This window comes from Nocardiopsis endophytica (assembly GCF_027706725.1).
GTDB classification, from domain to species: domain Bacteria; phylum Actinomycetota; class Actinomycetes; order Streptosporangiales; family Streptosporangiaceae; genus Nocardiopsis_A; species Nocardiopsis_A endophytica.
Genome location: NZ_JAQFWQ010000046.1, coordinates 1 through 15,772 on the forward strand (window position 1 = coordinate 1; position 15,772 = coordinate 15,772).

Here is a 15,772-nt window from a genome sequence, read left to right on the forward strand (position 1 = left end):
TCGGGCCCCTCGGCGATGATCTCGACGAAAGTGCTGTCAAAACCGCCGGAATGACAGCACCTCCGTCGAGATCATCAAGGCCAAGGGCCCGGCAGGCCCGACGGCCGCCACGAACGCGGACGACCACCCGGCCGAGGCCCGTAACCAGCCCAGCCGCCTGCCCTCCCGGACTGCGAGAGGCCTGCCGCCCGGCTGGTGGGGCCGGGGAACCGCCCGGCTTGCTCCATCGCTGCTCTTCACGGTGACCGCCCGCACGCGCTGCGGCCGACAGCGCTGCCGCAAGGGCCGCCAGCCTGCCCTCGTCGCCGCCCTCCCGCCTCACACCCCACCAGCCCGCCGCCCGGCTGGGGCCCTGAAGTGCGGGACCTGTTCAGCCGCCCGCCGACCCGGACAGCGAGAGACACCCCGCCCGGCAGGCAGGGCCCGGGAACCACCCGGCTGGCTCCGTCGCCGCCAACCACGGCGACCGCCCACACGCGCTGCAGCCGACAGCGCTGCGACGAGGACCGCTGACCTTTCCTCGTCGCTGCTCTCCTCGCCGCACTCTGTCGGCCCGCCGCCCGGCCGGGGCCCTGTAGCGGGGGACCTGCTGATCCGCCCGCCTCCGGTCGTATGGGGCCTGACGCCCGACAGACAAGGCCCGGGAACCGCCCGGCTTGCTCCGTCGCCGCCCGCTCCGGTGACCATGCACGCGCCGGATGGCCGACGACGCTGCGGCGAGGGCCGCTGACCTGTCCTCGTCGCCGCCCTCCCACCTCACCCCCCATCGGCCTGCCGCCCGGCCGGGGCCCTTGAGCGGGGTACCAGCCCAGCCGCCTGCCGCTCTGGACCGCGAGGAGCCCGCCGCCCGGCACCACCGCACGCGTTGGGGTGGGGTGGGCCCACAAAGCAGGAGCGACCGCCCACCTTCGGACGGTGGGGATAGAACCTGAACCACACTTCAAAAGCGAACCGAAGGCCGCCGAACGGCGGGCAAGACCGGCGGCCCGCCTCCCGGCCGGGAGCGGTGAGTGGGGGCCTGCCCAGCCGACCTCCTGTATGAACCGCCAGCGGCCCACCGGCCGGTGCCACCGCGCACTCTCGGGTGGGACGGGCCCACCACGTAGCAGTCCCCCAAGGGGGTCCCCACGATGGGCTCTCCACGAAGGGTGGCTCGCTTGCGTCGTCAAGGGGGAGGGGCGCCTCCGCTGCCTGGGGTGGGCTCTCCTGCTTCCCTCAGGGCTTGAGGAGCGGTCAAAGCCGCGCGGACCATCTCGGCGATCTGGTCGGGGTGGCGCAGGTCGCTCCAGGTGAAGCGGAGCAGCACCAGCCTCCCCGGGGCGGCGGCCATGCGGTTGTGCCGCTCGCGGTCGGCGAAGAGCGCCTCCGGAAGCGTGTGCGGCCCCGCTCCGTCGGCCTCGGCCACCACGCCGCGGTCCGGCCAGGCCAGGTCGGCGCGCCCGGCCAGCTCGCCGGCGGCCGTGAACACCGGGTACTGCAGCTCCTGCGGCGCCAGCCCGCGGTCGGTCAGCACCAGCCGCAGCCGGGTCTCGAACGTGCTCTCCGCCCGCCCGTCGGCCTCGGTCCACCAGGCGCGGCTGCGCGGGGCGCCGATCCGCCCGGCGTTGGCGGCGGCCAGCTCGGCCAGGTCGCCCCGGTCCACCAGGCCCAGGTTGAGCGCCGAGTCGACCACGCTGACCGCGCAATAGCGGTCGGTGAGCAGCACCGTGTCGCGCACGGTGCGCCCCGGGGTGGTCAGCCGCAGGCCGCCGCGGACCGTGGTCTCCCCCGCCGGGACGTCCCAGCCGTGCCGCCGCACCCCCGCCGAGGCGCCCGACCCCCGCCCCGGCGCGCTGACGTGGACGTGCTCGTACCCCGGGCCGGGCATGGGCCCCTGCATCCCCCACAGCCGGGCGGCCGTGGGCCCCACCGCCACCGCGCGGGGCCCCAGCACCAGCTGCACCGCCTTGACCCGGGCGGCCAGCGGCGGCGGCCCCGGTTCCACCCGGTAGACGTTGGGGCGGACCTTGGCCCACCGGCGGGACCGCACCAGGCGGTCGACCGCGCGGTCGGACAGCCCGCAGGAGCGGGCCTGGTCGCGGGAGACCACCCCGTGCTGGGAGGCGGCCAGGGAGGTGACAGCGCCGAACTCGTCCATGGGCCCCATCGGACACCCGCGCGCCCGGCGCCGCCATACGGTTCCGTCCGCCTGTGGACAACGGCCGGGGTCCGCGCCGGTCCCGGCGGTCGGTAGGCTCACCCACCATGATCACCGCCGTTCGCGACGTCTTCTCCGGGGCGGGGCTGCTGGTGCGCGGCGCCGGCATCGTGCTGAGCCGCCCCAAGCTGTTCTTCCTGGGGGCCATCCCCCCGCTGTTCACGTCGCTGCTCTTCCTGGGCGCGCTCGTGGCGCTGCTGTACAACATCTCCGACCTGGCCGCCTGGGCCACCCCCTTCGCCGACGCCTGGGCCGAGGGCTGGCGGAACACCGTGCGCATCACCGCGGGGGTGCTGATGGTGGGCGCGGCCGTGCTGGTGATGGTGGTCGGCTTCACCGGCCTGACGCTGGCGCTCGGGGCGCCGCTGTACGACCTGATCGCCGAGGACGTCGAGAACCGCCTGGGCGGCGCGCCCGAGGTGGACGAGTCGCTCGCCGGGTCCATCGCCCGGTCGGTGCGCCAGTCGCTGGTGCTGGTCCTGATCTCGGCGCTGGTCTCGCTGCCGCTGCTGATCGCCGGGTTCGTCCCGGTGGCCGGGCAGACGGTGGTGCCGGTGGTCTCGGCGCTGTTCGGCGGGTTCATGCTCGGCATGGAGCTGGTGGGCGCCGCCTTCGACCGGCGGGGGCTGCGGCGCCTGGGCGACCGGCGGCGCGCCCTGTGGTCCCGCAAGGCCCTGTCGCTGGGCTTCGCCGTGCCCGCCTACTTCCTGCTGGCGATCCCGTTCGTGGCGGTGGTGGTCTTCCCCGCCGCGACCGCCGGAGGCACCCTGTTGGCGCGGCGGATCCTGCCCGCCGCGCCCCCGGCCGCGCCGCCCGCCGCGCCGCCGCACGGGTACCCGCAGGGCGGGTACCCGCCGCACCCGCCCCACCCGCCGCAGCACTGGCAGCCGCCCCACGGGCCGGGGCAGGGACCGGGGCTGCCCCGCTAGCGCAGCCCGGCGGAGCGGTTCAGCGCCGACGTGATCAGGCGGTCCACCAGCTGCGCGTAGTCGACGCCGGTGGCCGCCCACATCTGCGGGAACGCCGAGCTGGGGGTGAACCCCGGCATCGTGTTCAGCTCGTTGACGTAGACCTCGCCGTCGTCGCCGTAGAAGAAGTCCACCCGGGCGAGCCCCTCGCAGCCCATGGCCTCGAAGGTGCGCACCGCCAGGGCCCGGATGCGCTCGATGACCTCATCGGGCAGGTCGGCCGGGATGGTCAGGCTGCTGCTCGACAGGTACTTGGCCTCGAAGTCGTAGAAGTCGAACCCCTCGGCCACGTGGATCTCGGCCGGCAGGGACGCCTCCGGGGCGGCCCCGTCCACACCCTCCAGGACGCCGCACTCCACCTCGCGCCCGGAGAGGGCCGCCTCCACGATGACCTTGGGGTCGTGCTCGCGCGCGGCCTCGATCGCGGACACCACCGCGTCGGTGTCCGAGCCGTCCTTCACCTTGGTGATGCCGACGCTGCTGCCCGCGCGCGCGGGCTTGACGAACAGCACCTCGCCCAGCTTGGCGATGTCGTCGAGCACCCGGCGGCGCTCGGTGCGCCACTCGCGGTCGGTCACCGGCACGTAGGGCCCCGTGGCGATCCCGTGCCCGGTGAGCATCGCCTTCATGAAGACCTTGTCCATGGAGGCGGCGCTGGCGAACACGCCCGCGCCCACGTAGCGCGCGCCCATCATCTCGAAGAGGCCCTGGATGGTGCCGTCCTCGCCGTAGGGACCGTGCAGCAGGGGCAGGACCACGTCCACCTCGGCCAGCCGCTCGGGGACCGCGCCGGGCTCCATCACCGCCAGGCCGGACCCGGCGTCGAACGGCAGCGCCAGCGCCCTGCCGCCGCCCGCGTCCTCCACGGTAGGCAGCTCGCCGCCCTCGATGGCCAGGCGGTCCGGGTCGCCGGAGGCCAGCACCCATTCGCCGGAGCGGGTGATGCCGACCGGCACCACCTCGTACCGGTCCTCGTCGATCACCGACAGGACGCTTCCCGCGGTGACGCAGCTGATCTCGTGCTCGGAACTGCGACCGCCGAAGACCACGGCGACGCGGACCCTGTCGTTCCCGCCCGTTCTGCGCTGCTCGGCCATGCTGACCTACCCGATCTCGCCTCGTTCCGACCCGGGCGCCGCGGCGGCGCTCCGGTGCTGTCCGATCGGCCCCGTCCCCGGTGACCGCATACCCGCCCCGGCCCGGCTGTCACGCACCGCCGCAGCGGTCGAGCGCCGCGAGGGCGTCGCGGACCAGGTCCCGCGGCTCCTCCAGGCCGATGGAGAAGCGTACCGCGCTCGCCGCGATGCCCGCCCCCTCCAGCTCGGCGTCGCTCATCTGGCGGTGCGAGGTGGAGGCGACGTGCCCGGCCAGGGTGTGCGTGCCGCCCAGCGACGCGGCCACGTCGGCCAGACCCAGCGCGTCGGCGAAGGCCATGCCCTCCTTGCGGCCGCCGTGCGGGGCGACGGTCACGACCGCGCCGTAGCGCCCCTCGTCGAACAGCGCGCGGGCGAGCCCGTGCCCGGGGTGGCCCGGCAGCGAGGGGTGGTCCACGCTCGCGACCGCCGGGTGGGCGGCCACGGCGGCGGCGAACTCGGCGGCGGTGGCGCACTGCCGGGCCACCCGCAGCGGCAGCGTCTCCAGCCCCCTGTGCAGCAGGTAGGCCTCGTCCGGCGCCAGGCAGGGCCCCAGGTCGACGCGTGCGGCGCGCACCCGGGCCATCGGCTCGCCGAACCCGGCGACGGCGCCGCCGGTGGCGTCGCTGTGCCCGCCGATGTACTTGGTGGCCGAGTGCAGAACGATGTCGGCGCCGTGCTCCAGGGGGCGGCACACCGCCGGGGAGGCGAACGTGGAGTCCACCACCAGCAGCGCCCCGGCGTCGTGGGCCGCGTCCGCCAGGGCGGGGATGTCGGAGACCAGCATGGCCGGGTTGGACAGCGTCTCGGTGAACACCAGCGCGGTCTCCGGGCGCATCGCCGCGCGCACCTGGTCGGTGTCGCCGATGTCGACGAAGTCGGTCTCCACGCCGAAGCGGCGCAGCATCCCGTCCAGGAGCGAGTAGGTGTTGCCGTACAGCGCGCGCGAGGCCACCACGTGCGACCCGGCCGAGGTCAGGGCCAGCAGCACCGTGCTGATGGCCGCCATGCCGGAGGCGAACGCCTGGCCGTGCACCTCCCGGCCGGTCCCGGCGCCCTCCATGGCCGCCAGGGCGGTGGCGAAGGCGTCGGTGGTCGGGTTGTCGATGCGCGCGTAGGAGTAGCCGCCCCGGACGCCGTCCAGCACGTCGGCGTAGTCCTGGGAGGCCTCGAAGGCGTAGGTGGTGCTGCGGTGCACCGGCGGGCGCATGGGGCGCTCGCCCCGGGGGCCGCCGCCGGTGGGCAGCCGGACCGCCCGTGTCGCCTCGCCGTACCCTCCGCCGTTCTCTCCGCCGTTCCCGGTCATGCCGCCCCTCCTCAGACTCCGTACCGCTCCGGCTTGGCGGTGCGGGCCATGAAGGCCTGCAGCGCCTCCGCCGGGGAGAGGTCGTGGTGGATCATCCCGACCACGGCCTCGGTGATGGGCATGTCGATCCCGTTGGCGCGGGCCAGCGCCAGGATGGACTCGGAGGACTTGACCCCCTCGGCGGTCTGCTTGGTGTTCTCGACGGCCTGCTCGACCGTGAACCCCTTGCCGAGCTGCTCGCCGAAGGTGCGGTTGCGCGACAGCGGCGAGGAGCACGTGGCGACCAGGTCGCCCATCCCGGCCAGCCCGGCCAGGGTGTGCTCGTCGGCGCCGAGCGCCACGGCCAGCCGCACCGTCTCGGCCAGGCCCCGGGTGATCAGCGCCGCCTTGGCGTTGTCGCCGAAGCCCATGCCCACGGCCACCCCCACCGCCAGGGCGATCACGTTCTTGACCGCGCCGCCCAGCTCCGCGCCGACCAGGTCGGTGCCGCTGTAGGGGCGGAAGTAGGAGGACTTGCACAGGTGCTGGAAGCGCACCGCGGTGGGCTCGTGCGGGCAGGCGACGACGGCGGTGGCCGGCTGCCGCTCGGCGATCTCCCGGGCCAGGTTGGGGCCGGTCACCGCGGCGACCCGCTCGGGCGGCAGGTCCAGCTCCTGGGCGATCACCTCGCTGGCGCGCAGCGAGGTGCCCAGCTCCACGCCCTTGATCAGGCTGACGACCACGGCGCCGGGCGCGATGTGCGGGGCCCAGGCGCGCAGGTTGGCGCGCAGGGACTGGGAGGGCACCGCCACGACGGCGAACTCGGCGCCCGCGAGCGCCTTGGCCGGGTCGGCGGTGGCCGCCAGGGCCGGGTTGAGCGCGATCCCCGGCAGGTAGTCGGGGTTCTCGTGGCGGGTGGAGATCGCCTCGGCCAGTTCGGCGCGGCGGCCGCAGACCTCGACGTCGGCGGCGCCGGCGTCGGCCACCACGTTGGCGAAGGCGGTCCCCCAGGAACCGCCGCCCATGACCGCGACCTTCGTCATGCGGCCCCTTTCCGGTCCTACTCGTGCTGTCGGTGCGCTCAGGAGCGCTCGGCCCCGTTCTCGGGCGCGCCGTCGTCGGCGGACCGCTCCTCCACGGCCTCGCGCCGCGCCTGCCTGGGGTCGAAGGGCACGGCGGGGGGCTCCTCGCCGCGGATGCCCGCCTGCAGGTCGGTGATGGCGCGCATGATGTCGGCGGTGGCCTCCTTCAGGAGGGTCGACGTCAGCGGCTTGCCGCGGTACTCCGACAGGTCCACCGGCGGCCCGGCCACCATCTCGACCTTCTTCGGCGGGAAGGGGCGCAGCTTGGAGGTGCCGTAGGGCAGCAGGTGCTGCTCGCCCCAGTGCGCCAGCGGCACCACCGGGACGCCGGTGGTCAGGGCCAGCCGCGCCACGCCGGTCTTGGCCGCCATGGGCCACAGCCCCGGGTCGCGGGTGCAGGTGCCCTCGGGGTAGAAGATCACCGAGCTGCCGTCGCGGACCAGGGCCTTCTCCGCCTCGTGCAGCGCCTTGACCGCGTCGGTGCTGCCCCGCTTGACGGGGATCTGCCCGGTGCTGCGCGCGACCGACCGCACCACGGGGATGCGCATGACGCCCTCCTTCATGGTGAAGGTGGGCCACCGGCGCGCCCCCACGTACAGGAAGTGCGCGATGGTGAGCGGATCGGTCATCGACAGGTGGTTGGCGGCGATGATCACACCGCCCTCGCGGGGGACGTTCTCCTGCCCGCTCCACCGGGGACGGGTCACCACCCGCAGGATCGGGCGCACGATGGAGGCCACCACGGCCTTCACCCACCGCGACTCGCGTTGCTGGGCCACTGCTTCCTCCGGATTCGCCCCTGGTCATCGGCGCACTCCGCGCGGCCCCAGGGGGTGGGACGGTCCGTGCGCGGTCGATCCAGTCTAGGAGCCCCGGCGATCGCCCCATGTCACGGGCGCGGTGTGCGCGCCCGCACCCCGTCCTGTTTACCCTTTTTCCGGGTCCGTTTCAGTGTCCGCCCGGGTTGCCCTGTTCCAGGGGCCCATCGAAGCGAGGGGGAAGTGCGCCGGTGACATGGTCGGTGCTGGTCCCGGTGAAGCCCCTGGAGGGCGCCAAGACGCGGCTCGTGGGCCCCGACGACGGCCCCGACGACGCCGCGCGCGCGGAACTGGCGCTGGCCTTCGCCTGCGACACGGTGATGGCGGCGGCCGCCTGCCCGCGCGTCGGACTGGTCTTCGCGGTGACCGACGACCGGCGCGCACACGAGGCCCTGGGAGCGCTGGGGGCGCGCATCATCGACGGAGAGCCGGGCGGCGGGCTGAACCCCGCACTGGCGCACGGCGCGGCCCGAGCGCGCGCCGTGCGGCCCGACGAGGGTGTGTGCGCGGTCTCGGCGGACCTGCCCGCCCTGCGCCCCGACGAGCTGGACCGGGTGCTCGCCGACGCCGGGCTGCACGCGCGCTCCTTCGCCGCGGACGCCCAGGGCGTGGGGACCACGCTGTACGCCGCCGCGCCGGGGGCGTCGTTCCTGCCCGCCTTCGAGGGGCGGTCCCGCATGCGGCACCGCTCGCTGGGCACGGTCGAGATCCTCCGCACGGACGTGCCGGGGCTGCGCCGGGACGTCGACACGCGCACGGACCTGGCGCTGGCGCGCGCTCTAGGGGTCGGGCCGCACACCGCCAAGGCGCTGGGGCGCCTGGGCCTCTAGTGGGCCCCGGGCGCACACGACGGCGCCGCCCGGCCCGAGTGGGCCGAGCGGCGCCGCCACCGCCCCGGGGGGCTACTTCTTCTTGCCGTTGACCAGGTCCTTGAAGTCGGCCCCGGCCCGGAACTTCGGGACGAAGCTGGCGGGGACGTTGATGGTCTCCCCGGTGGCGGGGTTGCGGGCGGTCCGGGCGGCACGCTCGGCCTTCTCGAACACGCCGAACCCGGTGATGGCCACCTTGTCGCCCTCGGCGACGGTCTTCTGGATGGTCTCCAACACGGCGTTCACGGCCTCGGTTGCGGTTTTCTTGTCTCCCAACCGGTCGGAGATCGCGTCGATCAGGTCACGCTTGTTCATTAGATCCTCCGGTTCCCCCTTGCTCGCACGAAATTAGGGGACCGGAGGGCCCTGGCACAAACACAAACACCGAAAGTTCTCAGCGTGTCGGGGGCTCGTCCACCTGCGCAGAGATCTCCTCCAGCATGCGGTCCAGCCGCTCGGAACCACGCACGGGATCCCTTTTGACCGCTTCTGTGACCGTCAAAAGCCTACGAATAACCGGAATCCGGACACCCTCGGGGAGCGCCTCGGCCCTCCGGTGGGCCTCCCGCAGGCGCCGCGCCAAGTCCAGGTAAAATTCCGCGCCGGGCGGCACGTCCGACCCGTCCGGGCCGCCCGGGGCACCCCCGTCGGGGCCTACTGTGTCACCGGCAGCCACGGCGCCCGCCGCTCCTCGAAGGCGGAGATGTCGTCGGTCTCGCGCAGCGTCAGGGCGATGTCGTCGAGGCCCTCCATCAGCCGCCAGCGGGTGTAGTCGTCCAGCTCGAAGGGGTGCGCCAGACCGGGCGCGCGCACCTCGCGCTCCACCAGGTCCACGGTGACCTCCGTGGCGGGGTCGGCCTCGACCATCTCCCACAGCCGCTCGATCACCTCCTGCGGCAGCACCACCGTCAGCAGCCCGCCCTTGAGCGAGTTGCCGCGGAAGATGTCGGCGAAGCGGGGCGAGAGCACCGCCTTGAAGCCGTAGTCCTGCAGCGCCCACACCGCGTGCTCGCGGGAGGAGCCGGTGCCGAAGTCGGGCCCGGCGATGAGCACGTCGGCGCCCGCGTACTCCTCCTTGTTCAGCACGAAGTCCGGGTCGCTCGCGCGCCACGCCGAGAACAGGCCGTCCTCGAAGCCGGTGCGGGAGACCCGCTTGAGGTACACGGCCGGGATGATCTGGTCGGTGTCCACGTTGCTCGCGCGCAGGGGGGCGCCCCTGCCGGTGTGGACGGTGAACTTCTCCATGCTCTGAGCCTTTCGGTTCCGTCGTCGCCGTCGTCGGTGGGGCCCGGCCTACAGGTCCGCGGGCGAGGACAGGGTGCCGCGCACCGCGGTGGCGGCGGCCACCAGCGGCGAGACCAGGTGGGTGCGGCCGCCCTTGCCCTGGCGGCCCTCGAAGTTGCGGTTGGAGGTGGAGGCGCTGCGCTCGCCCGGCTTGAGCTGGTCGGGGTTCATGCCCAGGCACATGGAGCACCCGGCCTCGCGCCACTCGGCCCCGGCGGCGGTGAACACCTCGCCCAGCCCCTCGGCGTTGGCCTGCTCCTTGACCCGCATGGAGCCGGGGACCACCATCATCCGCACCCCGTCGGCGACCTTGCGGCCCCGGATGATCTCGGCGGCGGCGCGCAGGTCCTCGATCCGGCCGTTGGTGCACGAGCCCAGGAACACGGTGTCCACCGCGATGTCGCGCATCGGGGTGCCCGGCTCCAGGTCCATGTAGGCCAGGGCCTTCTCGGCGGAGGCGCGCGCGCTCGGGTCGTCGAAGTCCGACGGCGAGGGCACGGCCGCGTCCAGCGGCACGCCCTGCCCGGGGTTGGTGCCCCAGGTGACGAACGGCGAGATGTCCTCGGCGCGCAGCACCACCTCGTGGTCGAACTCGGCGTCCTCGTCGCTGCGCAGGCCCTCCCAGTGCGCGACGGCGGCGTCCCAGTCCGCGCCCTGCGGGGCGTGCGGGCGGCCCTTGATGTAGTCGAAGGTGGTCTCGTCGGGGGCGATCATGCCCGCGCGCGCTCCGGCCTCGATGGACATGTTGCACACGGTCATCCGGGCCTCCATCGACAGCGACCGGATGGCCTCGCCCCGGTACTCGATGACGTAGCCCTGCCCGCCGCCGGTGCCGATCTCGGCGATGACCGCGAGGATGATGTCCTTGGCGGTCACCCCCGGCCGCAGCCGCCCCTCCACCGTGACCGCCATGGTCTTGAAGGGCGCCATCGGCAGCGTCTGGGTGGCCAGCACGTGCTCGACCTGGCTGGTGCCGATGCCGAAGGCCAGCGCGCCGAAGGCACCGTGGGTGCTGGTGTGGCTGTCGCCGCAGACGATGGTCATGCCCGGCTGGGTCAGGCCCATCTGCGGACCCACCACGTGGACGATGCCCTGGTCGATGTCGCCCATGGGGAACAGCCGCACGCCGAACTCCGAGGCGTTCTTGCGCAGCGTCTCGATCTGGGTGCGCGAGACCTTGTCGGCGATGGGGCCGAACACGTTCTCGGTGGGGACGTTGTGGTCCTCGGTGGCGACAGTGAGGTCGGGGCGGCGCACGCTCCGGCCGGCCAGGCGCAGGCCCTCGAACGCCTGGGGGCTGGTGACCTCGTGGACCAGGTGCAGGTCGATGTAGAGCAGGTCGGGCTCGCCCTCGGCACGCCGGACGACGTGCTCCTCCCAGACCTTCTCGGCCATCGTGCGGGCCATGGCGACGCCTCCTCGCGTCTCGGCGGTGCGGGTCGGTGATCGGCGGCCGGACACCCGTCCCGCGCGGATTTGCATTCCACATATCGAGACGGCAATATCAAGCCATGGACAACTCTAGCCCATCGAGCGGCGTCGGCGTCCTGGACAAGACGATGTCCGTGCTCGACGCCCTGGAATCGGGGCCCGCGTCGCTGGCCCAGCTCGTCCGCATCACCGGCCTGGCCCGGCCCACCGCCCACCGGCTGGCGGTCGCGCTGGAGCGGCACCGCATGGTCTCCCGCGACAGCCAGGGGCGCTTCGTGCTGGGCCCGCGCCTGGGAGAGCTGTCCATCGCCACCGGAGAGGACCGGCTGCTCGCGGTCTCCACCCCGGTCCTGGCCCAGCTGCGCGACCTGACCGGGGAGAGCGCCCAGCTCTACCGCCGCCAGGGCGACGTGCGGGTGTGCGTGGCCGCCGCCGAGCGCACCAGCGGCCTGCGCGACACCGTGCCGGTCGGCAGCGAGCTGCCCATGAACGCCGGTTCGGCCGCCCAGATCCTGCTGGCCTGGGAGGACGCCGACCGCATCCGCCGCAGCCTGCGCGGGGCGCACTTCACCGCGCAGAGCCTGACCCAGGTGCGCCGCCGCCGCTGGGCCCAGAGCGTGGGCGAGCGCGAGCAGGGCGTGGCGTCGGTGTCGGCCCCCATCCACGGACCCGGTGGCCGCGTGATCGCCGCGGTGTCGGTGTCGGGCCCCATCGAGCGCCTGACCCGCTCCCCCGGCCGCCTGCACGCCCCGGCCGTGACCGCCGCGGCGGAGAAGATCACCGAGGCCCTGCACCACACCGAGGGGATGTAGGGGGCACCGCCCGGGGCCGGGCGCCTGGGATTCGGTGAAACGCCGGACTAACCTGGAGGCGGATCGCTAGACTCCCGGCCGACGGGTCGATATAGGAGGTCAGGCCGATGGCCGCACCACTCCCGGAGACGCCGTTCCCGGACATGCCCTTCCGGGAGGCTCCGCGCGACCTGAACGAGGTCGCCGATCACCTGGAGCCGCCCGAGGGTTACCGGGTCGAGATCATCGACGGGAGCCTGATCTTGTCCCCCACCCCGGTCTCCGCACACGCGGCCGTCGCGACGGACCTGACCCTCGCCATGGCGCCCGTGCTTCCAAGCGACAGCAAGCTGCTGCAGAACGTGACGCTGATGATCATGCCCAGCGGTGAGCGGTACGTCCCGGACCTGGTGCTTCTCCCCAAGCCCCTCGTCAAGAAGGACCAGTGGAGGTTCCCCTCTTATGAGGCCCTCCTGAGCGTCGAGATCACCTCGCCCGGAAACGCCGAGACCGACCGGGTCAAGAAGACCCGCGGCTACGCACGGGGCGAGGTCCCCGCCTACCTCCTGGTCGACATGGAAGCCGAGAGGCTGACGCTCTTCCTGGAGCCCGAAGGCGGCGTCTACCGCAAGCAGGTCTCCGACTCCGAGGGCCTGCTCCGCCTCCCCGAGCCGTTCACCGGACCGATCGGCACTTCCGACCTCTTCGCCTTCGGGGAGTGATGGGCCGCCTCACTCCCCCAGCGGGATCCTGATGATCCGGTCGTCGTCGGCGGCCGGGTCGCCCCGGCCGTCGCGGTTGCTGGTGGCGATCCACACCGCCTTGCCGCCCGGTTCGGCCGCCACGTCGCGGATGCGGCCGAACTCCCCGGTGAACAGCGCCTCCGGCTCCTCCACCGGGTCCTCCGGGTCGCCGGTCAGGGGGAGGCGCCACAGGCGCTCGCCGCGCAGGGCCGCCACCCACAGCGAGCCCGCGGCCACCGCCGCCCCGCTCGGGGAGGCCTCCGGGGGCCGCCACACCACCAGCGGGTCCACGCGGCCCTCGCCGCCGCCCTCGCCCTCCGCCTCAGGCCAGCCGTGGTCGCCGCCGGGCCGCACCGCGTTCACCTCGTCCCAGGTGTCCTGGCCGAACTCGGTGGCCAGCAGCACGTTGCCGTGCCAGGCCAGCCCCTGCACGTTGCGGTGGCCGTAGCTGTAGACGAGGTTGTCGAACGGGTTGTCCGGCGCCGGTTCGCCGTCGGTGGTCATCCGCAGGATCTTCCCCGCGAGCGAGTCGGTGTCCTGGGCCGCGTCCCCCTGCCCGGCGTCGCCCGTGCCCGCGTACAGCAGGCCGTCCGGCCCGAACTCGATCCGGCCCCCGTTGTGGAAGCGCGCCTTGGGGATGCCGTCGGCGACCACCTCCTGCTCGCCCAGCCCGTCCTCGGGGGTGTAGGGCATGCGCACGATCCGGTTCTCGGTGTCGGCCGTGTAGTAGGCGTACACGTCCCCGCCCCCGTCGCCGGACCCGGGCTCCACCGCCAGGCCCAGCAGCCCGCCCTCGCCGCCGGCACTGACCCCCTCGACGGTGCCGACCTCCTCGGGCGCGGTGCCGGCGTCCGCATCGACGCGCAGCACCCGGCCCGACTCGCGCTCGCCGACCAGGGCCGACCCGTCCGGCAGGAACTCCATCTCCCAGGGAACGTCCAGCCCGGTGGCCACGGTCTCCGGCTCGCCGGGCGGCAGCAGGCGCTCCTGCTCCCCGGCGGCGTCCTCGCCGGAGCCCGACGCCTCGCCGGGGCCGTCCGCCTCCTGGGGGTCACCGCCCCCGCCCGCGCAGGCCGGGGCCGAGAGGAGGAGGACGGCGAGGGCCGCAGCGGCCCGCGGCGCCCGCGGTCGCGTTCGCATGTCCCCATTCCTGCCCAAGGCGCGCGGAACGGAATCGCCCCCGCCCCTCGCCGCTTATCGACACCTTGTCTAACATGACGCCATGTCTCGCACCGATGTGACCGGCACCACTTCCGTGCGCTTCTCCGTCACCACCGGGGACGGGCTCGTGCTCGCGGCGCGCTCCTACGGCGACCCCGGCGCGCCCACCGTGCTGTGCGTCCACGGCTACCCCGACGACTCCTTGGTCTGGGAGGGCGTCGTCACCGACCTCGCGGCCGACCACCGCGTCGTCGTCTACGACGTCCGCGGCGCCGGCGCCTCTCCCGCGCCGCGTGAGCGGTCCGGGTACGCCCTGGACCGCCTCGCCGACGACATGGCCCGCGTCGCCGCCGCCGCGAGCCCCGACCGCCCCGTGCACCTGCTCGCCCACGACTGGGGCTCCCTCGCCGCCTGGCACACCGTCACCGAGGAGCGCCACGCGCGCCTGTTCGCGTCCTACACCTCCGTCTCGGGGCCCTGCCTGGACCATGCGGCGCACTGGCTGCGCTCCCGACTGCGCCCGAGCCCGCGCGCGCTGGCGGAGGTGGCCGACGAGGCGCTGCGCTCGGCCTACATCGGCTTCTTCCACCTTCCCTGGGTGCCCGAGTTCGCCTGGCTCACCGGGATCGGCGGCGCCGCCGTGCGCGCGCTGGAGCGCGTCGGCCCGCCGAAGGGCCGCCCGCCCCGGGACAAGCGCTCCCTGCGCAACCACCTGAACGGGCTGGAGCTGTACCGGGTGAACATGCGCGACCGGCTGCTGCGCCCGCAGCCGCGGCGCACCGCCGTGCCCGTCCAGGTGCTCGCCCCCACGCACGAGCTGTTCATGGTCGAGAGCCTCCAGGCCTCCGCCGCCCAGTGGTGCGAGGACTTCCGGCTCCGCCGCGTCGCGGGAGGGCACTGGGTCCCGCGCACCCGGCCCGGGGCCGTCGCCGGGCGGGTGCGCGAGATGGTCGCCGATGTCGAGAAGGGACGGCCTAGGAGCGCCGCCGCGGCGGGTGCAGGTGCGTGGTGATGGCGACCCGGTTGAGCAGGTTCATGTGCGCGGCGGCCAGGATCAGCGCCGCGGTCTCCCGCTCGTCGAAGTGCTCGGCGGCACCGGCGTAGGCCTCGTCGCTCACCCCGTGCTCACCCAGGCGGGTGACCTGGTCGACCAGCTCCAGCGCCGCCTGCTCGGCCTCGGTGAAGTGCGCGGGCGCCTCGCGCCAGGCGGCCAGCAGGAACAGCCGCTGCCGCGACTCGCCCAGGTCCAGGGCGTCGGTGGTGTGCTTGTCGATGCAGAACGCGCACCCGTTGATGTAGGACACGCGCAGCTTCACCAGCTCGGCCAGGGTGTCCCCGAGGATCTTCTGCAGCTCGGGGCCGGCCTCCAGGATCTTGCCGTAGATCTCGGGGATCTGGTCCCGGACGGTGACGCGCTTCATGGGTCGCCTGCCTTTCGTCGTCGATCGCGGACGCGGTTCGTCGACAGGGGGACACGGCGGCCCGCCGGGCCGTGACGGGCCGGCGGGGTGATCCACGGCACAGTCCGCCGTGCGGTGCCCGGCATACGAAAAAGCCCGGACTCGCGATGAGTCCGGGCTCCTCCTGGTACCCCCGAGCGGATTCGAACCGCCGTTACCGCCTTGAGAGGGCGGCGTCCTAGGCCACTAGACGACGGGGGCCTATTCGTGCCTCATCCTATCGGACCCCTGTGGGCCCGGCCGGATCCGGCCTGCTCCAGTAAAAAGGCTCCCATCGGGTGGGAGCCTCTCCCTGCTGCGTACCCCCGAGCGGATTCGAACCGCCGTTACCGCCTTGAGAGGGCGGCGTCCTAGGCCACTAGACGACGGGGGCCCAAGAGAACCGTTCTACCGGTCCCGCGACCTCCCTGCCGGGAGGCCGTTGGCTGGGGTACCAGGACTCGAACCTAGACTAACTGAACCAGAATCAGTCGTGCTGCCGATTACACCATACCCCAGTGCTTTTCCCCGGGGGCCTTCCCTTTCGGGCCTGTCCCCCGCGGCGACGTGC

General features: G+C 73.7%; 16 protein-coding genes and 3 tRNA genes. 5 read left to right on the forward strand and 14 right to left on the reverse strand.

What is annotated here, in order from left to right; genetic code table 11:
- Positions 1-1,165: 1,165 nt before the first annotated feature.
- Positions 1,166-2,137 (reverse strand): type IV toxin-antitoxin system AbiEi family antitoxin domain-containing protein, encoded by a 972-nt coding sequence (locus O4J56_RS16605; protein WP_270686778.1) that lies wholly within the window; start codon positions 2,135-2,137, stop codon positions 1,166-1,168.
- Between the two features lie 107 nt (positions 2,138-2,244).
- Here O4J56_RS16605 and O4J56_RS16610 point away from each other — a divergent pair, with 107 nt between their 5' ends.
- The gene (locus O4J56_RS16610; RefSeq protein ID WP_270686780.1) at positions 2,245-3,126 is read left to right on the forward strand and encodes an EI24 domain-containing protein; all 882 of its coding nucleotides are present in this window, start codon (positions 2,245-2,247) and stop codon (positions 3,124-3,126) included.
- Here O4J56_RS16610 and O4J56_RS16615 read toward each other — a convergent pair.
- The 4 genes from O4J56_RS16615 to O4J56_RS16630 form a co-directional block, all read right to left on the reverse strand.
- Positions 3,123-4,262, reverse strand: a complete 1,140-nt coding sequence (locus tag O4J56_RS16615) for a D-alanine--D-alanine ligase family protein (protein WP_270686781.1) — start codon at positions 4,260-4,262, stop codon at positions 3,123-3,125. The genes O4J56_RS16610 and O4J56_RS16615 overlap by 4 nt on opposite strands.
- 109 nt (positions 4,263-4,371) lie before the next feature.
- Positions 4,372-5,604, reverse strand: coding sequence for a trans-sulfuration enzyme family protein (locus O4J56_RS16620; RefSeq protein WP_270686782.1), 1,233 nt, complete (start codon positions 5,602-5,604; stop codon positions 4,372-4,374).
- An 11-nt stretch (positions 5,605-5,615) separates the two neighbouring features.
- On the reverse strand, positions 5,616-6,626 hold the full coding sequence (locus O4J56_RS16625) for an NAD(P)H-dependent glycerol-3-phosphate dehydrogenase (RefSeq protein WP_270686783.1): 1,011 nt from the start codon (positions 6,624-6,626) through the stop codon (positions 5,616-5,618).
- 38 nt (positions 6,627-6,664) lie between these two features.
- Entirely contained in the window at positions 6,665-7,444 is a 780-nt protein-coding gene (locus tag O4J56_RS16630; protein WP_270686784.1) for a lysophospholipid acyltransferase family protein, read from the reverse strand.
- A gap of 230 nt (positions 7,445-7,674) precedes the next feature.
- On the opposite strand from O4J56_RS16630, the gene cofC reads away from it, so the two are divergent.
- Entirely contained in the window at positions 7,675-8,313 is a 639-nt protein-coding gene (cofC, locus tag O4J56_RS16635) for a 2-phospho-L-lactate guanylyltransferase (protein WP_270686785.1), read from the forward strand.
- Positions 8,314-8,385: 72 nt separating this feature from the next.
- Here the strand turns inward: cofC and O4J56_RS16640 are convergent, their stop codons facing one another.
- The 4 genes from O4J56_RS16640 to leuC form a co-directional block, all read right to left on the reverse strand.
- Positions 8,386-8,667, reverse strand: coding sequence for an HU family DNA-binding protein (locus tag O4J56_RS16640; RefSeq protein WP_017537129.1), 282 nt, complete (start codon positions 8,665-8,667; stop codon positions 8,386-8,388).
- 79 nt (positions 8,668-8,746) lie between these two features.
- Positions 8,747-9,028 carry an SCO5555 family protein gene (locus O4J56_RS32205; protein ID WP_456299796.1) on the reverse strand — a complete coding sequence of 94 codons (282 nt, stop codon included), beginning with the start codon at positions 9,026-9,028 and terminating at the stop codon, positions 8,747-8,749.
- Positions 9,007-9,597: a 3-isopropylmalate dehydratase small subunit gene (leuD, locus tag O4J56_RS16645; RefSeq protein WP_270686786.1), complete on the reverse strand. Its 591-nt coding sequence runs from the start codon at positions 9,595-9,597 to the stop codon at positions 9,007-9,009. Before leuD ends, O4J56_RS32205 begins: the two co-directional genes overlap by 22 nt.
- A 48-nt stretch (positions 9,598-9,645) precedes the next feature.
- A complete protein-coding gene (gene leuC / locus O4J56_RS16650; RefSeq protein ID WP_270686787.1) occupies positions 9,646-11,043 on the reverse strand; it encodes a 3-isopropylmalate dehydratase large subunit in 1,398 nt (465 codons plus the stop codon).
- 152 nt (positions 11,044-11,195) lie between these two features.
- Here leuC and O4J56_RS16655 point away from each other — a divergent pair, with 152 nt between their 5' ends.
- Positions 11,196-11,879 (forward strand): IclR family transcriptional regulator, encoded by a 684-nt coding sequence (locus O4J56_RS16655; protein WP_270686832.1) that lies wholly within the window; start codon positions 11,196-11,198, stop codon positions 11,877-11,879.
- A 107-nt stretch (positions 11,880-11,986) separates the two neighbouring features.
- A complete protein-coding gene (locus O4J56_RS16660) occupies positions 11,987-12,580 on the forward strand; it encodes a Uma2 family endonuclease (protein ID WP_270686789.1) in 594 nt (197 codons plus the stop codon).
- A gap of 9 nt (positions 12,581-12,589) precedes the next feature.
- Here O4J56_RS16660 and O4J56_RS16665 read toward each other — a convergent pair whose 3' ends face one another.
- Positions 12,590-13,741: a PQQ-dependent sugar dehydrogenase gene (locus O4J56_RS16665; RefSeq protein ID WP_270686790.1), complete on the reverse strand. Its 1,152-nt coding sequence runs from the start codon at positions 13,739-13,741 to the stop codon at positions 12,590-12,592.
- A gap of 82 nt (positions 13,742-13,823) precedes the next feature.
- On the opposite strand from O4J56_RS16665, the gene O4J56_RS16670 reads away from it, so the two are divergent.
- A complete protein-coding gene (locus tag O4J56_RS16670; protein WP_270686791.1) occupies positions 13,824-14,774 on the forward strand; it encodes an alpha/beta fold hydrolase in 951 nt (316 codons plus the stop codon).
- On the opposite strand, the gene O4J56_RS16675 is transcribed toward O4J56_RS16670, so the two are convergent.
- The 4 genes from O4J56_RS16675 to O4J56_RS16690 form a co-directional block, all read right to left on the reverse strand.
- Positions 14,737-15,183: a carboxymuconolactone decarboxylase family protein gene (locus O4J56_RS16675; RefSeq protein ID WP_270686792.1), complete on the reverse strand. Its 447-nt coding sequence runs from the start codon at positions 15,181-15,183 to the stop codon at positions 14,737-14,739. The two genes, O4J56_RS16670 and O4J56_RS16675, sit on opposite strands and share 38 nt — an antisense overlap.
- Before the next feature lie 164 nt (positions 15,184-15,347).
- A tRNA-Glu gene (locus tag O4J56_RS16680) sits at positions 15,348-15,423 on the reverse strand.
- A gap of 99 nt (positions 15,424-15,522) precedes the next feature.
- Positions 15,523-15,595, reverse strand: a tRNA-Glu gene (locus O4J56_RS16685).
- A gap of 49 nt (positions 15,596-15,644) precedes the next feature.
- Positions 15,645-15,719 (reverse strand) — tRNA-Gln (locus tag O4J56_RS16690).
- Between the last annotated feature and the right edge of the window lie 53 nt (positions 15,720-15,772).